An 18,360-nucleotide genomic window follows, 5' to 3' on the forward strand; every position below is an offset into this window, starting at 1 on the left:
AGAAGAAAAGAAAGGGTGTAATGATGAATAAGATTGTGATAGTGATAGTGTTGGTTGCAGCACTGTTGGGCGGTGTCTCTTTTTTGGCGTTTACTCCAAGCGGGAATGCCCTTTTTTTGCCCTATATCAATAATCAACTGAAAGAGAACGTCGAGGGAGCAAAAGTAGAACTCGTAAAGCTCTCTTTGAAACCGGGATTTGTGACGGCGGTGGCGAAAGTCAATGACTCTGTTGATGTGGTAGCCGAAGGGCCACTTGATCTGCTGGAACAAAGTTTTGATCTGACCTATACATTGGATGCGAAAAAGATAGAGACCGAAGCGTTTAGGATCGATAAACCGCTGCATATCCGGGGGAAAGCCGTGGGAAGAGTGGAGGAGATGCATATCACCGGAAAAGGTGAAGCCTTTGCCTCGGCTATCGACTATGATCTAAACCTTCTTGAGAACCAGCCGCAGAACATCACGTTCTACCTTCAGGATGCGAGCATCGCTGAGATACTGGCCGTTGCAGGGGAGAAACCCTATGCTAAAGGGCGGATGAGCATTGATATAAATATGCCGACACTGGATCCCAATCATCCTCAGGGAGAAGCGCATCTGAAGATCAAAGATGCAGTGATCGATGCTGCAACGCTCAAAAAAGAACATCATATCTCTTTGCCTTCAGATCAGTCACTTAATGCCGATATCACCGCTAGAGCCAAAGGGGAGACGCTGTTGGCAGAGGGGAATATCATCACCTCACTGGCGCGTCTTGTTTTTAGTGAGACAAACTATCACCTGAAAGATCAGAAGCTGGATACACACTATCTTCTGGATATCCCTGATATGAGCCGACTCAAAGAGGTAGCAGGTGCTCCGCTGGAAGGGAAACTCAAGATGGACGGGAAACTCTCTCTTCAAGGGGAGGAGGTCACCGCTACGGGGATGACACATTCACTTGGAGGAGAGAGCAGTTTCGCATATGAGAATGATACACTGAGCGCTACACTGAAAGAGGTAGAGACTGAAAAGCTGTTGAGGATGGTGGGAGAACCTCGGTATGCCAGAGGGAAACTCTCCGGCACGCTGAACCTGGATAGTGTTCAGGATCTCTCCGGTGCCTTCGATCTTAAAAGTAGCGGAAGGGCAGACAGTACGGTTGTCAAAAAAACGCTGGATCTGAATCTTGGAAAGCAGTTCAACTACACTATCACCGCAAGCGGGAAAATCAAAGAGCAAAAGGTCTATGCAGAGACAAATATGGATACAACGATGGCAAAGCTCACGATGCCTGATATCGTCTATGATCTTACACCGGGAACTCTACACTCCTCCTACCATATCTATATCCCTGATCTAAGAAAGCTTCAGCCTTTGACTGAGAAGCAGTACAGGGGAGATATGGACTTTAGAGGGAAGATCAGCAAAGAGAAAGATCTGATCATTACAGGAGAGGGGAAAGAGTTTGACGGAAGTGTGGAGTATCGGCTTGTCAATGAGCAGATCAAAGCGGATGTGCACGGTGCAACCGTCTCCAAAGTAATGTATATGCTGGGGTATCCGCAGGTACTGGAGGCATTGAGCGAAGCGAAAGTGGATTATAACTTTGTGACACAAAGAGGGAGGGTGGATGCAAAGCTTGACAGTGCACGTTTTCTCTCCAATCAGCTTACCATACTGCTAAAGCAATTACTTCAAATAGATTTGACAAGAGAACGCTACAACCAGGCGACCTTTGTATCGACCATGTCACCTACACGATTCAACTTTGATTTCATTGCGGAAAACCCTATCAGTCACTTCAAGATCCTCAACGGTGTGTTGGAAAAAAGAAGTGAACGGCTCAATGCTTCTGTAGATATGAGATATAAAGAGAAATCATTAAAAGCGAAGATTACAGGGACATTGAAGCGGCCTAAAGTGGCACTGGATACTTCGTCACTGATCAAATCAAAGATTGATACGAAAGTAGATACTCTGATGGATAGCAAGCTGAAAGATAGCGGAGGAGACCAGATCAAAGGGCTCTTAAAAGGATTTTTAAAGTAAACGAGGGGAGTCTATTGCACCGAAGTAGACTCTTGGCTATAATCATAGTATGAATGTACTACTTTTTGTGATAGCTTTTTTGGGGGTATTTGCCCTCATCACTCTCTATATAAGTCGGCGCCTGATCACACATCTCCATTTGGGTGACCGTCTCAAGCACTCTCTGCGTTTTTTTCTGCTTCTCAACTACCTGGGGATTATCGGGTATATGCTGGGACGCTACTTCAGCGATACGCCTAACTGGCTCTACTTTTTGCTCTCTTTGCCTATCGGTATCCTTTTTCTGCTCTTCTGTACCGCAGTGATCTATGATATCTTCAGGGTGGGGATGCTGGGGATACCGATGGAGCCTCAACGGAGGGATTTTTTTAAAAAAGGTTTGGATATCGGTGCCTTGGGAGTCGCCTTCGGTGTGAGTGGAAAAGCAACATACAATGCCCGTATCGTAGAGCTTGAAGAGATCACTGTCAAGATCCGAAACCTTGCAAAGCCCTATGCGGTGGTGCAGCTGAGTGATATCCATATCGGCGGGCTGATCAACGAGACCTTTATGCAGCGCGTTGTCAGCCGTGTCAATGGACTGGATCCTGACCTGGTTGTCATTACCGGTGACCTGGTGGATGTGAAATTATCCCAGGCGCAAAAAGCACTGGAGACGTTAAAAGGGCTGCACTCAACCTACGGTACCTACTTTATCGTGGGTAACCATGAGTATTTCCATGGTATCGAAGAGATCATTGCACATGTCAAAAGTTTGGGCATTAGGGTGCTGGAGAATGAAAACCTCTATATCGGCAGAGAGGGGGAGGGGTTCACTCTGGCGGGAGTCTATGATCTATTCGGGTACCGGATAGAACACCATCAACCGGATCTACGGCTTGCCCTTCGCGGGAGGGATCAGGATTCACCTACGGTACTGCTTGCCCATCAACCGCGTTTTGTCGAAGAGGCAGACGGAGAAGTCGATCTGATACTCAGCGGACATACGCATGGGGGACAGCTCTACCCATTCAAGGCATTGGTAAAACTCCAGCAGCCTTATGTAAGCGGCCTGCACAGGCATAGTGACAAGACACAGGTCTATGTCAATAAAGGGACAGGATTTTGGGGACCTCCGATGCGGCTGGGTGCCAGCAGTGAGATCACACATATCAGACTGGAAGGAACTGCATGATACTCTGTAACTGTCACCTCCATATGGAACTGCCTGAAGTCCATTCGCTCAAAGGGCGCAGATCGGTACTCAACAGCCTCAAAGAGAAGCTGAAAAAGTTTAATGTGTCACTGCTGGATATCAGCGGTGAGTATGCGAAAGAGGCAGATATCGCCTTTGTATTCCTCTCCCATAATGCACGTAGCGCAGCACAGTACCGTGAAGAAGTCGAGTCGATGCTTGAGCGTAACTTCTCGGAGTACTTTTATGAACTGGAGTATGAGGAGATATAGTGATAGGGAGCAGGTAGCAAGGAGCAAGGAGCAGGGAGGAATTAGAAGTTCGTAATTCATGACGGAGCATTCTTGAAATAAGGATAGTTTTCGCGTAGGGTGCGTAATCACGCACCAACATTCATGCACTCCAACCTGTGGATCCCCGCCTCCTCGAGGATGACAAAAAAATATCATTCCTGTCCCCTCACGTCATTCCCGACTCCGATCGGGAATCCACAACTTTTGCTCCCATTGCAGGCTTGGATTTGAGTCCATACCTGTGGATCCCCGCCTTCGCGAGGATGACGGGAAAACACTTGACACACTCTCATGACTCTGTCATGATGCTTATCACTTATCACTTATCACTTATCACTTATCACTTATCACTTATCACTCAATTCCCTGAGAAGCTTTTCATCATCTCCTGCATCTGCTGCATCTGTTCAGGTGTCATCTGCGGCATTTCTCCAGCGCTGTCACCTCCTGGCCCCTGCATTTTCTCCTGCATCATCTGATCCATCGTTTTGAGAGGAAAGTCGGGAAGCTTGAACTCTTTATCGGAGATGCTTACATTGAATTTGACACTGGTTGCTACCGTAGTATATTTGGTTCCCATGATATTGGCTTCCTGCTTGAGAAGTATCCCTTTATGGAGCCATATCTTGCTCTGCATCAACTCCCATACTTCGCACTTGTAGCCCAGTACCTTCTCTTCCCCGATCTTTTTGCCTCCCATCTGCTTCATCATCTCTTTTCCTTTCTGGATACTGTTGTACTCAGAGTTTTTAAGCATCTCAGGCGAGTAGGTGATGATCACTCTCTCGTCAAAGTCAACTGTATACAACTTTCCGTTGTCTATTTTTGTCAACTCCTGTTGTCTCTCCTCTCTTCCCATGACTGTTGTGATCTCCTCTTCCTTGTGAAGTTCTACATTACCCCACTCTTTGAAGAGCATTTTCCCTGTACCTGTGGTCTTGCTTGTGACTCCCATCATATTCATACTGCCGCTGGTAGTATATTCGATGATCCCTGATTTGATCTCGTACCGCTTCGTCTCGGCATTAAGCGTAGTCATTGTAGTAACAACGATCAGAACTGCTGTCCATAACTTAAAAATTTTCATTGTATCTTCTCCTCTTTTTCCGATTATAACCAAAACTCTATTTGTATTCTCTACGGTAATCTTATTTTGTTTTAACCAACCTATACTATAATGGTTCTCTTGAGACGATACTTCTGTAAGGGGAAGAGGGGGATCAAAAGCTGTTTACCGCTTTTTCATATATCTCCATAGTCTTATTTTATTATTTTTTAATGTATCAAAAGGATAAGCAATGTTAAGTGGGAAGAGAGCATTCAAGATAATGCTAGCGGGGTTTGCTGTTGTTCTTTTTGCTGCCTGTGGCAGTGAGCATACGGAGCAGGATGTCATCATAGGTGAGGAACAAAACGGTAGTGCCACACAAGACACGACCCCTCCGGTGATTACCCTTAACGGTGAGGCAAATATAATGCTCAACCAGGGGGAAGCGTATATCGAACCGGGAGCTACGGCCTCCGATAAGAGAGATGGCAATGTCAGCGTTGAGACAAGCGGGACTGTCGATACGAGTAAAGCAGGGACATATACAATCACCTATACTGCCATAGACAGTGCGGGTAATAAAGCTCAAGAGACACGAACAGTCAGTGTAACCATAAGCACACTCCAGTTGCAAAGCCTGAACTTAGAGATCAATGTCTCCACGCTTAACCTGGGAGAGCAGGCTTCACTCAACGTAACAGGAAACTACAAAGATAACACATCAAAAGATCTGACAGAACAGGTAGCATGGGTCATCTCACCGAGTGGAAGTGTGGAGATCAACGGTACGACACTAACTGCTCTCAAAGATACCAATGTTACCCTGCAAGCCAAGGTAGGTACGATCGTCTCCAATACGTTGAAGCTGGATATCTACTGGGAAGTGAACGGTTACAGACTGCCGCCCGAACCGGACAAAGTGCTCAATGACTCCACACTGCTGGGGATAGACTCAAACAACAATGATGTTAGGGATGATGTGGAGCGGTGGATCTATAAAACTTATAAAGATAAACACCCCATTTATATTGATATTGCGATACAGGAAGCACGAGAAGATAAGCTTATATTGAAGCATCCTGAGAAAGCTAAAGAGATACATGATGAAGTAAACAAAGCTGTAGTTTGTCAAGGGTATTACAAATATGAAGCAAAGTATTACGGTGATCCTATTTTGATTCAGGAAGATGCTGTTGATGAATATTTTAGAAGTAAAATTTATTTTAATACCAAGGAGCGTAAGGAGGCGTATGAACAATATGATAGTTTATTAAGTGGAGATAGTTATACGCTTGTAGAAGGGAAAGAACAAAAAGCTATGTGTGATTTTAATACATCAAAATATGAGGAATAAGATATGAAAAAGATACTTTCTTTATTCCTTACATGGCTAATTCCACTTACAAGTTTTGCTTTTGCAGAGTTGATTATTGATGAGTGTAAGACAGATGTTTATTTTGGAAATGGAATTTTGACAAAAGAAAAAACAGCTTCTGATAATGCACGTTTATTGAGGGAGTCTATAAAGCAAAAATTCGGTATTGACTACTACATCAAACACATCGGAAAAGTCGATTACGCCTATAACAGTACGGATGGAGGGATTATTGACGTACTTGAATCTTTGGTACAAAAGATTGATGGAACCAATATAGAGAAAATTAATAAATATGCTGAAGTGGCTACTTTATTGGCGGGCCTTATGACGCAAAAAGCACATGATGCAGACTTAAAATTGCAAGTTGAGAAATATAAAGACAGTATCAAAGAAGGGCACAAAGTTCTTCTAGTTGCACATTCGCAAGGAAACCTTTTTGGATATGAAGCATATAAGAAGCTTCCGGAATGGATGCATAATTATTGGGAAGCCGTGAGTGTGGCATCCCCAATGAATAGTGATATAAAAACAGGGACACCTCGCGTAAACTGGGATAATGATTTAGTTGCATATCTTGCTTTTATTAATGTAGGCTGGGTAGAAAACCCTGTGCGTAAAATAGGATGGAACCCATTGAGTCCAGAAATAGGGTTAAGTTATCGTGAAAGCAGACCTGATGATAACTATTGTTTTAAATCACAAGTAGGAGGGAAATCACCTCAAGGTGACTGGGAGTCTTCTGAGGATTATTTGAGTTATGAAAGCATGGCAGGAGTCTTGGGTGGCCTAGATGATAAAGTGCATGCATTTACATTTTATATGGGAGAACCTTTAGCGGTTAGAAACTACTTTGATAATACTGAAATGACTACAAATAAGGCCCGTTTAGAAATAATGTCAAGTATAGAAACCCAACTAGAAAAATTAAAAAATGTTCCCAGCCAATGGGAACCTAAAAACCTTGGATGTGTGTGTAAAAACAAATACGCAGAGATGATTCATAAATTTGATCCAGCCCTTATGAATATACGCATGGAAGGTGAGAAAGTAAAAGATTTCGCTGAAGGTGGTGAGGGGAAAATCTATCAAACTGACAATAAATATGTGCGTGCTGCATGTGGTGGGATAAAGATAGAAGAAGTGGACGAAGATGAAACCTGCTATATCCTCACTAATAATGAATCCAGTGAAATAGGAGAGATAAAAGGCCTAAAAGCACAAGATCAAGATGTTACTCTCCAAAATGGAGCTATAGAAGTAACATTAAGCTGGACTCAGGAATGTGACATTGATATGGACTTAGGATTTAGAGGACGTAATGCAATACAAGATATTAAGGATGTAGAAAACTATGGTACAGAACATGCCTATGTTGCTAGTGAAGAATATATCTTTCCAAATACATTTTATTATGCTTCTGCCACCGGACAAAAAAAAGCGAATAGTAATCTGCAAGAAAGTGACTTGGAAGATAATCCAATCAATATCTATGCTATGGTCAAAACACCAAGTGAACCTAAGTTCAAACATTATGAAGCAAAGAACTTTGCCCAATTAAATATGGGGCAATTTGCCATCATAGAAGTTAACGGTAATCTTGAATTAAAAACTGAATATTCTGAACATAAAGATGGAGGCGGCGGTGCCGGTGGTGGAGGCGGCGGAGGCGGCGGAGGCGGCGGTCCAGATGATGACGATGAAGATAATGAACCTCGAACTTATTATGAGTGTAAAGATGGCACAAGGTTGCATGGCAATATTAGATGGGCAGGTAGATTAAACTGTGGATGTGTGCCGTGTGAGTACATTATCCATGGCATGGAAAACAGAGTAGAGTACGGTCCTATAGGAGATGCAGAAGTAGAGATAGTAAGTGCAGAAACATACGGAAGCCACACACCTACAGTGGTTTATAGAGGAAAAACCACCAATACCAATGATCTTTTTGTGTCAGGTCATATAGAGTTCACCCAGGAAGATTACGACAGGTTTGAGGATGATGTTTACTACGTGATCAGTGCAGTAGGAGGAGAAGACCTGGACAGGAATGATGACTTGGTAAAGGATGATATTACGACAAAAAATAACGGAACGATTCATGCGATCATTAAAGGGAGTGACCTGAAAAGTGTTGCATTTAGTGTGAATGTGTTCACTGAAGCGATCTATCAAGTAAGTGGAGAACTGCTTGGAGAGAAGTACAATGCAGGGCTTTTGGATACTAAACTTAATGATGCTGCGCAAAAACTTTTTCGAGAAAAAACATTTGTTTACAGCGGAGAGCTGGATATTAACTACCACGATGTACTGTTTTGGGCGCCAGCTGTTGATAAAGTAAAGCTCATGAAAGATTACGATACTTTCGTAGAACCGATTGTCCTAAAGACATATAGCGATGAAGAGCGTGTCAAAGAGAGTTACCGTTTGATCTATGAAGAGATAAACAGTAGTGCTCCCCAAGTTAAGCCGCTTGCACTGGAAGTACCGCATACTGTGACTAATGGCACTACAGTAGGCAAAGTAGCGATTAGTAGTCAAGGTATTTCAGGTATTGATCGTATAGAACTGGAAGGAGATGCCAATACTACATTTGGCATTACTAAAGAAGGCTTGGTCAAAGTGGTTAATTCCGAAGCTCTCATTCTTGGTGCTATCTATAAAATGAATATGATTCCAGTAGGAAACCAGGGAGGAAGAGGCATCGGTATGGAGTTGATCATAAGAATTATTGAAGGTATTCCATTGGCTGATGCAAATGCTTCAGTACCTGTTCTGGAGAGTTTGAAAACCTATGATGTTGTTGAGAATAGTTTCCCTGGTACATTGGCAGCTAAAGCAAATTTTGTAGACAGCGGTTCAGTTATCGTAGAGTATCGTATCGGTGGCGAACATAACAGCTCTTTTGAGATAAATGAGAGGGGGAATATCGTTGTTTCCGAAGGTGCCGATTTGGATTTTGAGAAATCCGACACTTACCGTATCAAGGTTTCAGCGATTAATGAGGCAGGCAATGAGAGCTTTCCTGTAGCATTTGAGATCAAGGTTATTAATGAAGCCGATACTCCTCTATACGACCTCGTTCATATCGTCAACCTGAGAGAGAATGTACCCGTAGGTACCGCTATAGGTACCATAAGACAAGACAGGGAAGGACGAAGCCCGGTTACCGGTTTTGATATACTCAATCCAAATGTACCGTTTGCAATAGAGCTTAACGGTACAATTAAAACTACAGGTTATATTGATTATGAACAAAAAGATGTCTATGATTTGATTGCCATGGCAAAAACTGACAGCGGCAACAGTAATAAGATTGATTTACAAATAATGATTGATAACGTAGAACCCGAAACCGGACAACCTTCTCTTGAACCATTTAGCATTCATATTGATGAAAATGCAAGTGAAGGAACCCAAATAGGTACAATTACAGTTAACGAGGGAGAAAGCCCTGTTAAGTTAATAGAGCTAAAAGGTACCGGAAACAGTAACTTTACGGTAGAAGCTAACGGTACAATTTATATCGCTCCTAATGCCACACTAGATTATGAAATAAAAAACAGATACGACCTACAGGCTATTGCGTACAATGAAAGAGGAAGCAGCGCACTGGTTTCAGTAGTTATTTCCCTCAACGATATAGCTGATGAACCGCCTATACTCAAAGAGTTTGTGAAGAGTATAACTGAAAATTCACCTGAAGGTACGTTGGTAGGGCAGATATCACTTGAGAGCAGTGGAGAAGGGGATATTTACAACTACACACTTGAAGGTACTGGAAACGAATTATTTGATATTGATGAAAATGGAACAATTACAGTTTCTTCATTAGCAAATATAGACTACGAAACAAAAAATGCTTATAAATTATTGGCAACGGCATACAGCCAAATTGGAGAGAGTCCAAAAGCAAATGTAACAATTTTTGTAAAAAATATTGCAGAACATATTCCTGTGCTCAAACCATTTGTTACAACTATAGAGGAGAATGCTACTATTGGTACAGTAATAGGTACCGTAGAAGAAGATATAGGAGGAGACAGCCCTATCATAAGTTATCAACTTAGTGATACGGCACACTTCACAATAGATACGAATGGCATGATAAGAGTCAATAGTGCACTGGATTATGAAGTTGAAACAAGTTATACATTGTCTGTGATAGCTACAAATACCGTAGGTGACAGTGCTCCGAAAAATGTTACGATTTTAGTGAACAATGTCATTGATGATGAGCCTGTACTCAAAGATGCAGTATTTACATTGCGTGAAAATACTCCTTTAGGAACTACGCTTGGCAGTGTTGAGGTAGCAAGTATAGGAACTTCAGCAATCAGTGACATCAACCTTACCGGTGTGGGAGCGGAGAAGTTCAGTATTGATAGTGCAGGTGTGATAAAGGTAGCTGGTGAGATTGATTATGAGAGTAAAAAAGTCTATCATCTTCAAGCAGTCGCTTCCAATGCAAAAGCAGACAGTCCGGCATCAAATGTTGATATTGAGATAGAAAATGTTCCTGAGCATGTTCCAGTACTTTATGCATTCAGAGGCTTTGTCGAAGATAATGCAACTGTCGGAACAGTGATAGGTAGCGTAGCATTCGCCTCTAGAGGTGACAGCCTTGTGAGCGGTTTTACATTGAACGGAACAGGGAAAGAGAACTTCACTATTGATGACAATGGAACGATTCGCGTTTCAGCCACTGCATCCCTTGATGAAACGATACAAAAAACGTATACATTGCAAGTTGTGGCAAGGAATGTTAGTGGAAGCAGTGATCCTGTACAAGTAGTGATCGTACTCACCTATGATAAAACGAGCCCATACCGTCCAAGTAATCTGAAAATACTCGATATCGGACACAACAATATTACTCTGGGTTGGGTAGATAATGCCGATAACGAAAGAGGCTTCACTCTCTATCAAGATGGTCAAAAAATCGCTACTTTGGAACTAGATAAGACAACATATAGGGTGACGGGACTTACTGAAGATACCGCTTATCTCTTTACGCTTAAATCCTTTAACGACAGGGGTGAAAGTAACGGCATTAGTATAGAAGGTATTACCGATATTGACCGGACAGAGTACTTCAAAGCTATACTTGGACAAAAGTGTGGGATCAGTGAAAGTACTTTTGATAACTACTTCAACCCTGACACAGGGTACTACAACAGTTCAATCTCTTGTCGTGCAAGAGGGTTGACGGATGAGGATCTTCTGAACTTCAAAGCACTGAAGAGTGTACGGTACGGGCTCTACCTGGATAGAAACAAGCTGACCAATCTGGATGGGCTGAGTAACCTGAAGAGTGTTGGAGGTGATCTCTATCTGTATGAAAACCAGCTTGTTAATGTAGATGGTTTAAGCCGGCTTACAACGGTAGGACATGAGCTGAGACTGAATGGAAACCAGTTGACCAATGTCAATGGTTTGAGTGCATTGACAACTGTAGGGCATCACTTCTATCTCAATAATAACCTCTTAAGCAATGTGAATGGGTTGAGTTCACTGAAGAGTGTTGGAGGGTATCTCTATCTGCATGATAACCAGTTGACGAACGTGGACGGTTTGAATGCACTTACAACAGTAGGAAGCAACTTCTATCTACATAGAAACCAGTTGACCAATATAAACGGTTTGAGTGCATTGGGTAGAGTAGGAGGAAACTTCAACCTTGAAAACAACCAGTTGAGCAATTTGAATAGCTTAACACAGCTGACCGATCTTGGGGGTTATCTGGCACTGAGAGGAAATATCGACTTGACGGATATATCTGGTGCAGAGAATATCGTCGGTAAGTACGGAAAAGTGCTCTATATCAACCCGGATCAATACAGTGTCAAAGCAGACGGTAACTCAAGTCTGTGTAGTGCGACATGGGATCTGAGAAGTCCTGATGGGAATATCCCTGATGATATGAGCCAGGTATGTGAAGGGCAGGAGGAGTATGTATCTGAGCCGAGAGAGCAGTTAAGAGATATACTTGAGGCAAAATGTAATATCGATACTTCATATTTCTATAGCTACTTCAATAGCGATACAGGACACTACAACAGTTCGATCTCTTGTCGTGCAAGAGGCTTGACGGATGAGGATCTGTTGAAGTTCAAAGCACTGAAGAGTGTACGGTACGGGCTCTACCTGGATAGAAACAACCTGACCAATCTGGATGGGCTGAGTAACCTGAAGAGTGTTGGAGGAGATTTCTATCTGTATGAAAATCAGCTTGTTAATGTAGATGGTTTAAGCCGGCTTACAACGGTAGGACATGAGCTGAGACTGAATGGAAACCAGTTGACCAATGTCAATGGTTTGAGTGCATTGACAACTGTAGGGCATCACTTCTATCTCAATAATAACCTCTTAAGCAATGTGAATGGGTTGAGTTCACTGAAGAGTGTTGGAGGGTATCTCTATCTGCATGATAACCAGTTGACGAACGTGGACGGTTTGAATGCACTTACAACAGTAGGAAGCAACTTCTATCTACATAGAAACCAGTTGACCAATATAAACGGTTTGAGTGCATTGGGTAGAGTAGGAGGAAACTTCAACCTTGAAAACAACCAGTTGAGCAATTTGAATAGCTTAACACAGCTGACCGATCTTGGGGGTTATCTGGCACTGAGAGGAAATATCGACTTGACGGATATATCTGGTGCAGAGAATATCGTCGGTAAGTACGGAAAAGTGCTCTATATCAACCCGGATCAATACAGTGTCAAAGCAGACGGTAACTCAAGTCTGTGTAGTGCGACATGGGATCTGAGAAGTCCTGATGGGAATATCCCTGATGATATGAGCCAGGTATGTGAAGGGCAGGAGGAGTATGTATCTGAGCCGAGAGAGCAGTTAAGAGATATACTTGAGGCAAAATGTAATATCGATACTTCATATTTCTATAGCTACTTCAATAGCGATACAGGACACTACAACAGTTCGATCTCTTGTCGTGCAAGAGGCTTGACGGATGAGGATCTGTTGAAGTTCAAAGCACTGAAGAGTGTACGGTACGGGCTCTACCTGGATAGAAACAACCTGACCAATCTGGATGGGCTGAGTAACCTGAAGAGTGTTGGAGGAGATTTCTATCTGTATGAAAATCAGCTGACTAATGCAGATGGGCTAAGCCGTCTTGTTACAGTTGGAGGCGTTTTCAGACTGGATGGGAATCAACTGACGAATGTGAATGGACTGACTGCACTGAAGAGTGTAGGAGGGTATCTCTATCTGCAAACAAACCGGTTGACTGATATCAATGGTCTTGCAAGTCTGACAAGTGTAGGAAACAATCTCAATGTAGAGGGCAACCAGTTGACCAATCTGGATGGCTTTACTAATCTTACGACTCTTGGCGGATACCTCGCACTGCGGAATAATCCAAATATGACCGATATCTCAGGTGTCAAAAATATACAAAGCAGTAATGGAAAATTGCTTTATATCAATCCTGAACAATATACTGTAAAAGCACCTGCTGACTCTAACTTCTGTAGTACTGTATGGGACCTTAGAGATCCTGTGGGGAATATTGCAGATGATATGACTTTGGTGTGTGATATGAATAGTACAGAATTGACAGACGAAGATCGTTTGCGTAATGTGTTGGGTGAAAAGTGTAATATTGATTCTTCGACATTCTACAGCTACTTCAACAGCGACACAGGGCACTACAACAGTTCGATCTCTTGTCGTGCAAGAGGCTTGACGGATGAGGATCTGCTGAACTTCAAAGCACTGAAGAGCGTGAGATACGGGCTCTACCTGGATAGAAACAAGCTGACCAATCTTGATGGGCTGAGTAACCTGAAGAGTGTTGGAGGAGATTTCTATCTATATGAAAATCAGCTTGCTAATGTAGATGGATTGAGTAAGCTTACAACTGTAGGGTATGACCTGCGGCTGGATGGCAATAAGTTGACCAATGTCAATGGTTTGAGTGCATTGATAACTGTAGGGAGTCACTTCTATCTCAATAACAATAGCTTGATCAATGTGAATGGGTTGAGTTCACTGAAGAGTGTTGGCGGATATCTCTATCTGCAAACAAACCAGTTGACCAGTATAAATGGTCTTGCAAGTCTGACAAGTGTAGGAAGTAATCTCAATGTGGAGGGCAACCAGTTGACCAATCTGGATGGCTTTACTAATCTTACGACTCTTGGCGGATACCTCGCACTGCGGAACAACCCAAATCTGACTGATATTTCCGGCGTTGGCAATATCAAAGGGAAAGATGGTCAGATACTTTATATCAATCAAAATCAGTATACACAGAAAGCAGATGATAACGGAAGCCTCTGTCGTGCGACCTGGGATTTGAAAGATCCTAGTGGTAACATTGTGGATGATATGACACAGGTTTGTGAAACGGTTGACCCATATGCCCCAAGCGATATAGATAATCTAAGAGAAGTATTGAGTTTGTGTAATATCGATTCATCAACATTCTACAGTTACTTCAACCCAGACACCGGGCACTACAACAGTTCGATCTCTTGTCGTGCAAGAGGCTTGACGGATGAGGATCTTCTGAACTTCAAAGCACTGAAGAGCGTGCGGTACGGGCTCTACCTGGATAGAAACAACCTGACCAATCTGGACGGGTTGAGTAACCTGAAGAGTGTTGGAGATGATCTTTATCTGTATGAGAATAAGCTTACCAATGTAGACGGGTTAAGCCAGCTTACCACAGTAGGTGATCAGCTGAGACTGAATGGAAACCAGTTGACCGACGTCAATGGGCTGAGTACTTTACATAGCGTAGGACATTACTTCTACCTGCAGGATAATCAACTGACAAATGTAGATGGACTGAGTGCTCTTACATATATAGGAAACAACTTTAATCTAGAGAGAAACCAGTTGGTCAACTTGGACGGGTTAACCAATCTGACAACACTTGGTGGATACCTTGCGTTACGGGATAATCCGAATTTGACTGATATTTCAGGTGTGAGCAATATTGCAGGTAGTAATGGACAGGTACTTTATATCTCTCCAGGTCAGTATGCAGTCAAAGCAAACCAAGAACTGAAGTTCTGTAGTGTCACCTGGAATTTACATGACAGTACCGGTGATATAGCAGATGATATGAGTTTGGTTTGCGGAGAAGGTGCAGCGCTTACCGATGTACAAAAGCTAAGAGCTTTGATGGATAAGAAGTGTTCTGTATCATACTCACAGTTTGCCAATAATTTTGAAGAGAGTACAGGGGTTTATAGTACCAGTATAGATTGTGCTTACCATGGGTTGACAGATGAAGACCTTATGAAATTCAGTATTGTCAACGAAATACAAGGAAGCCTGTCGGTGAATGATAACAATCTGACAAATCTTAATGGGTTAATTAACCTTACTGCTATTGGTGGGTACTTCTATCTACATAATAACTTTATCAATGATATATCCGGATTAAGCAGTCTTACATCTGTTGGCGGCACCTTGGATATCTCTCGTAACAATGTGGCAGATATCGATGGGCTCTTTAGTTTAATAAATATTGACGGCAGTGTGAAGATATACCATAATAATAGCTTGGTTGATATCTCTGGTATTTCTAACATTGTTGGCTTTGATGGCCAAAAGATCTATATAGATCAAACGGATTATTCGGTAAAAGCAGCAGATGGCGCCCCTTTATGTAGATCGATCTGGGATATCTACGGTACTCAAAATAATCTACCTGACGATATGTCAAAACTGTGTGAAGGATATAATTATACGCCTACAGAAGCAGATAAATTGAGGGATTTGTTAGGAAAACGATGTGAGATAGACTCTATAACATTCTATAACAATTTTGCCGATGATTCCGGTATTTACAATGGTAATATAAGTTGTCAAAATATTCAGACTGAAGAGATGTCAGACTTCTCTGCACTAATGGAGGTAGATGGAAGCTTTGCGATAGAAGAAAGTAACATGACAAATCTTGATGGACTGATCCGGTTGAAGCACGTGACAGGAACATTGAGTATCGTGAATAACAGTGACTTGGCTGATATCTCGGGTATATCAAATGTACAAGGGAGTGCGAACCAAAAGTTACAGATTGACGATAGTGATCAGTACAGTGTAAAAGCAGATCCATCAAAAGCATTCTGTAGTACTGTCTGGGATATTTATAGCGGTACAACAAATATCACTAACGATATGAGCAGGGTATGTGCCCAATAAAAATCGGTTGTTGAGAGGTAAAGAAGGTGGTAAGCTACCTTCTTTATCCGGAATATAACATAACTTATACTTCACGACTTCAATTAATTTTCAATTAAAGGTTGACGGAATATAATAGAAGTATCTACAACAGTAGAAACAGCGAAGATAGGATGAGTCTCACTGTCAAGAGAGGGGGCTTTGAGTGTATAAAAGGAGAGAAAATGAGGATATGGTCTTTCATCGCTTTGGGTACGGCATTGTTTGTATCGTTACATCTTACAGGTTGTGCACCTGTACCGGTGCAGCCACCGCCGCCAAAACCAAAACCGGTTGTAAACTATTATCATCAGGGGTATGATGACGGCTGTTGGACGAAGAGACATCCGGGAGTCAAAAAGAATCAGCATCTTTACAATAAATACTATAGCTACAGAAATGGCTGGAACAAAGGATACAACAGCTGTAAACCTTTGGTTAAACCAAAGCCGAAACCGGTTGTAAACTACTATCATAAGGGATATGATGACGGCTGCTGGACGAAGAGACATCCCGGAGTCAGAAAGAACCAGATGCTTTACAATAAATACCCTAGCTACAGAAATGGTTGGCATAAAGGATACAACAGCTGTAAACCTCTGGTTAAACCATTACCAAAACCTAAGCCTCTGCCTAAAATATAGTTAAGTTGAAGATTGGCAGTGTTACGGCAAAAAGCCGTAACGCTACTCTTTGGGGTAGTGGAACTTTACCGTCTCTACCTGTATATTTTTATACTTTGCCTGTACGATATAGTCTTTGATCAGCTCTACGACATCATGTGCCACCGACTTGGAATTTGAAAAATCCAAAACGACTCTCGAGTTCTCAGAGATGGAGTCAAGTACTTTGAGTACGCTCGCTTTGTTGAAAAATGATACTTCTTCTGCAAATACGATGTGGTGTGTCGCCAGTCCGTTCTCATCTGTTATACTGTCTTTGAGATGGTAGGTGTTACGATAACTGTGGTGCAGTGTAAAGAAGATGCTCATGAGAAGTCCGAGCATTACTCCTGTCAACAGATCGCTCACCAGCATCGCTATGATCGTCACACTGAACGGTATGAACTGCTCCCATCCTCTATGGTACATCCATGCGAACATACTTGGCTTTGCCAGCTTGTATCCCACTACGATCAGGATCGCCGCCAGTGAAGCGAGAGGGATCAGGTTCAAGAGAGGAATGATCGTCACGACACTGATCAGCAGGAAAAATCCGTGAAGAATGGCTGAAAGCTTTGTCTTGGCACCGAACGTGATATTGGCAGAGCTGCGTACCACCACCTGCGTGATAGGAAGTCCTCCTATCATTCCTGAAATGATATTTCCAAGGCCCTGTGCTTTGAGCTCCCTGTTGGTAGGAGTGACCTTTTTTTCCGGATCAAGTTTGTCTGTCGCTTCCACGCTCAAAAGGGTTTCTATACTTGCCACGATCGCCATGACCAGCGCGATCTTGATCACGGCAACCATTCCGATCCCTGAAAGATCTGCCGTGGTAAACTCATTTTTAAGTTCGCTCAGCGTTGTGATCTCGGGTAGGGCAACCAGCTGATCTTTGGGGATGGCAATACCATACTGCCCCAGTATCACGGTAAAGAGGATACCAACGAGCACTACGACGATAGGTCCCTGGATGATCTCAAAGAGTCTGCTTCTTTTCGTCAGATACTTGTCCCAGACGATCAGAATCGCCAGTGAAACCACCGAGATGATAATCGCCGTAAGGGAGAAGAGGCCCAATGCGCGTTCGATCGCGGTAAAGGAATTTTCACCGTTCACCTGCCAGAAAGCCTCTTCACCCAGATAGCCCGACTGGTACCCGAAGATAAAAGGTATCTGTTTGAGAATGATCAAAAAGCCTATCCCCGTAAGCATACCGGTGATGACGGAGGTCGGGAAGAAGTAGGCGATGAAACCGGCTTTCATGTAGCCGAAGATGATCTGAAACACTCCTGCAAGCACTACTGCAGCAAGAAAAAGTTCCCATGAACCCAGTGTCGCGATCGCATCAAATACGATCACCGCAAGACCCGCAGCCGGACCGCTTACTCCCAGTCTGGAACCGCTTGCCGCACCGACGACGATACCGCCGATAATCCCGGCAATAACTCCGGCAAAAAGCGGTGCACCCGAAGCCAGTGCAATGCCAAGACAGAGAGGCAGTGCGACGAAAAAGACGACGATACTGGCAGGAAGATCGCTCTTTATCTCCTTAAATGTAATACCAAGACCCAT

General features: G+C 42.9%; 8 protein-coding genes. 6 read left to right on the plus strand and 2 right to left on the minus strand.

Annotated elements, in window-relative coordinates:
• Positions 1-23: 23 nt before the first annotated feature.
• Genes AC4JOV_RS00490 through AC4JOV_RS00500 form a run of 3 tightly spaced genes read left to right on the plus strand, consistent with a single transcriptional unit; the run spans position 24 to position 3,479 of the window.
• On the plus strand, positions 24-2,033 hold the full coding sequence (locus AC4JOV_RS00490) for an AsmA family protein (RefSeq protein WP_229937076.1): 2,010 nt from the start codon (positions 24-26) through the stop codon (positions 2,031-2,033).
• A gap of 49 nt (positions 2,034-2,082) precedes the next feature.
• Positions 2,083-3,207 (plus strand): metallophosphoesterase, encoded by a 1,125-nt coding sequence (locus AC4JOV_RS00495; protein WP_229937075.1) that lies wholly within the window; start codon positions 2,083-2,085, stop codon positions 3,205-3,207.
• Positions 3,204-3,479 carry a DUF503 family protein gene (locus AC4JOV_RS00500; protein ID WP_229937074.1) on the plus strand — a complete coding sequence of 92 codons (276 nt, stop codon included), beginning with the start codon at positions 3,204-3,206 and terminating at the stop codon, positions 3,477-3,479. The genes AC4JOV_RS00495 and AC4JOV_RS00500 overlap by 4 nt, the downstream gene beginning before the upstream one ends.
• Before the next feature lie 379 nt (positions 3,480-3,858).
• Here AC4JOV_RS00500 and AC4JOV_RS00505 read toward each other — a convergent pair whose 3' ends face one another.
• Positions 3,859-4,587: a hypothetical protein gene (locus tag AC4JOV_RS00505; protein WP_229937073.1), complete on the minus strand. Its 729-nt coding sequence runs from the start codon at positions 4,585-4,587 to the stop codon at positions 3,859-3,861.
• A 211-nt stretch (positions 4,588-4,798) separates the two neighbouring features.
• Between AC4JOV_RS00505 and AC4JOV_RS00510 the strand changes: the two genes are divergently transcribed.
• From AC4JOV_RS00510 to AC4JOV_RS00520, 3 genes are all read left to right on the plus strand, one after another.
• Positions 4,799-5,902, plus strand: coding sequence for a DUF5011 domain-containing protein (locus tag AC4JOV_RS00510; protein ID WP_229937072.1), 1,104 nt, complete (start codon positions 4,799-4,801; stop codon positions 5,900-5,902).
• A gap of 3 nt (positions 5,903-5,905) precedes the next feature.
• Entirely contained in the window at positions 5,906-16,108 is a 10,203-nt protein-coding gene (locus AC4JOV_RS00515) for a cadherin domain-containing protein (RefSeq protein WP_229937071.1), read from the plus strand.
• 203 nt (positions 16,109-16,311) lie between these two features.
• A complete protein-coding gene (locus tag AC4JOV_RS00520; RefSeq protein WP_229937070.1) occupies positions 16,312-16,770 on the plus strand; it encodes a hypothetical protein in 459 nt (152 codons plus the stop codon).
• Positions 16,771-16,812: 42 nt separating this feature from the next.
• Here AC4JOV_RS00520 and AC4JOV_RS00525 read toward each other — a convergent pair whose 3' ends face one another.
• Complete coding sequence (locus AC4JOV_RS00525; protein ID WP_229937069.1) at positions 16,813-18,360, minus strand: SulP family inorganic anion transporter; 1,548 nt, start codon at positions 18,358-18,360, stop codon at positions 16,813-16,815.

This window comes from Sulfurovum sp. MH2-6 (assembly GCF_058374785.1).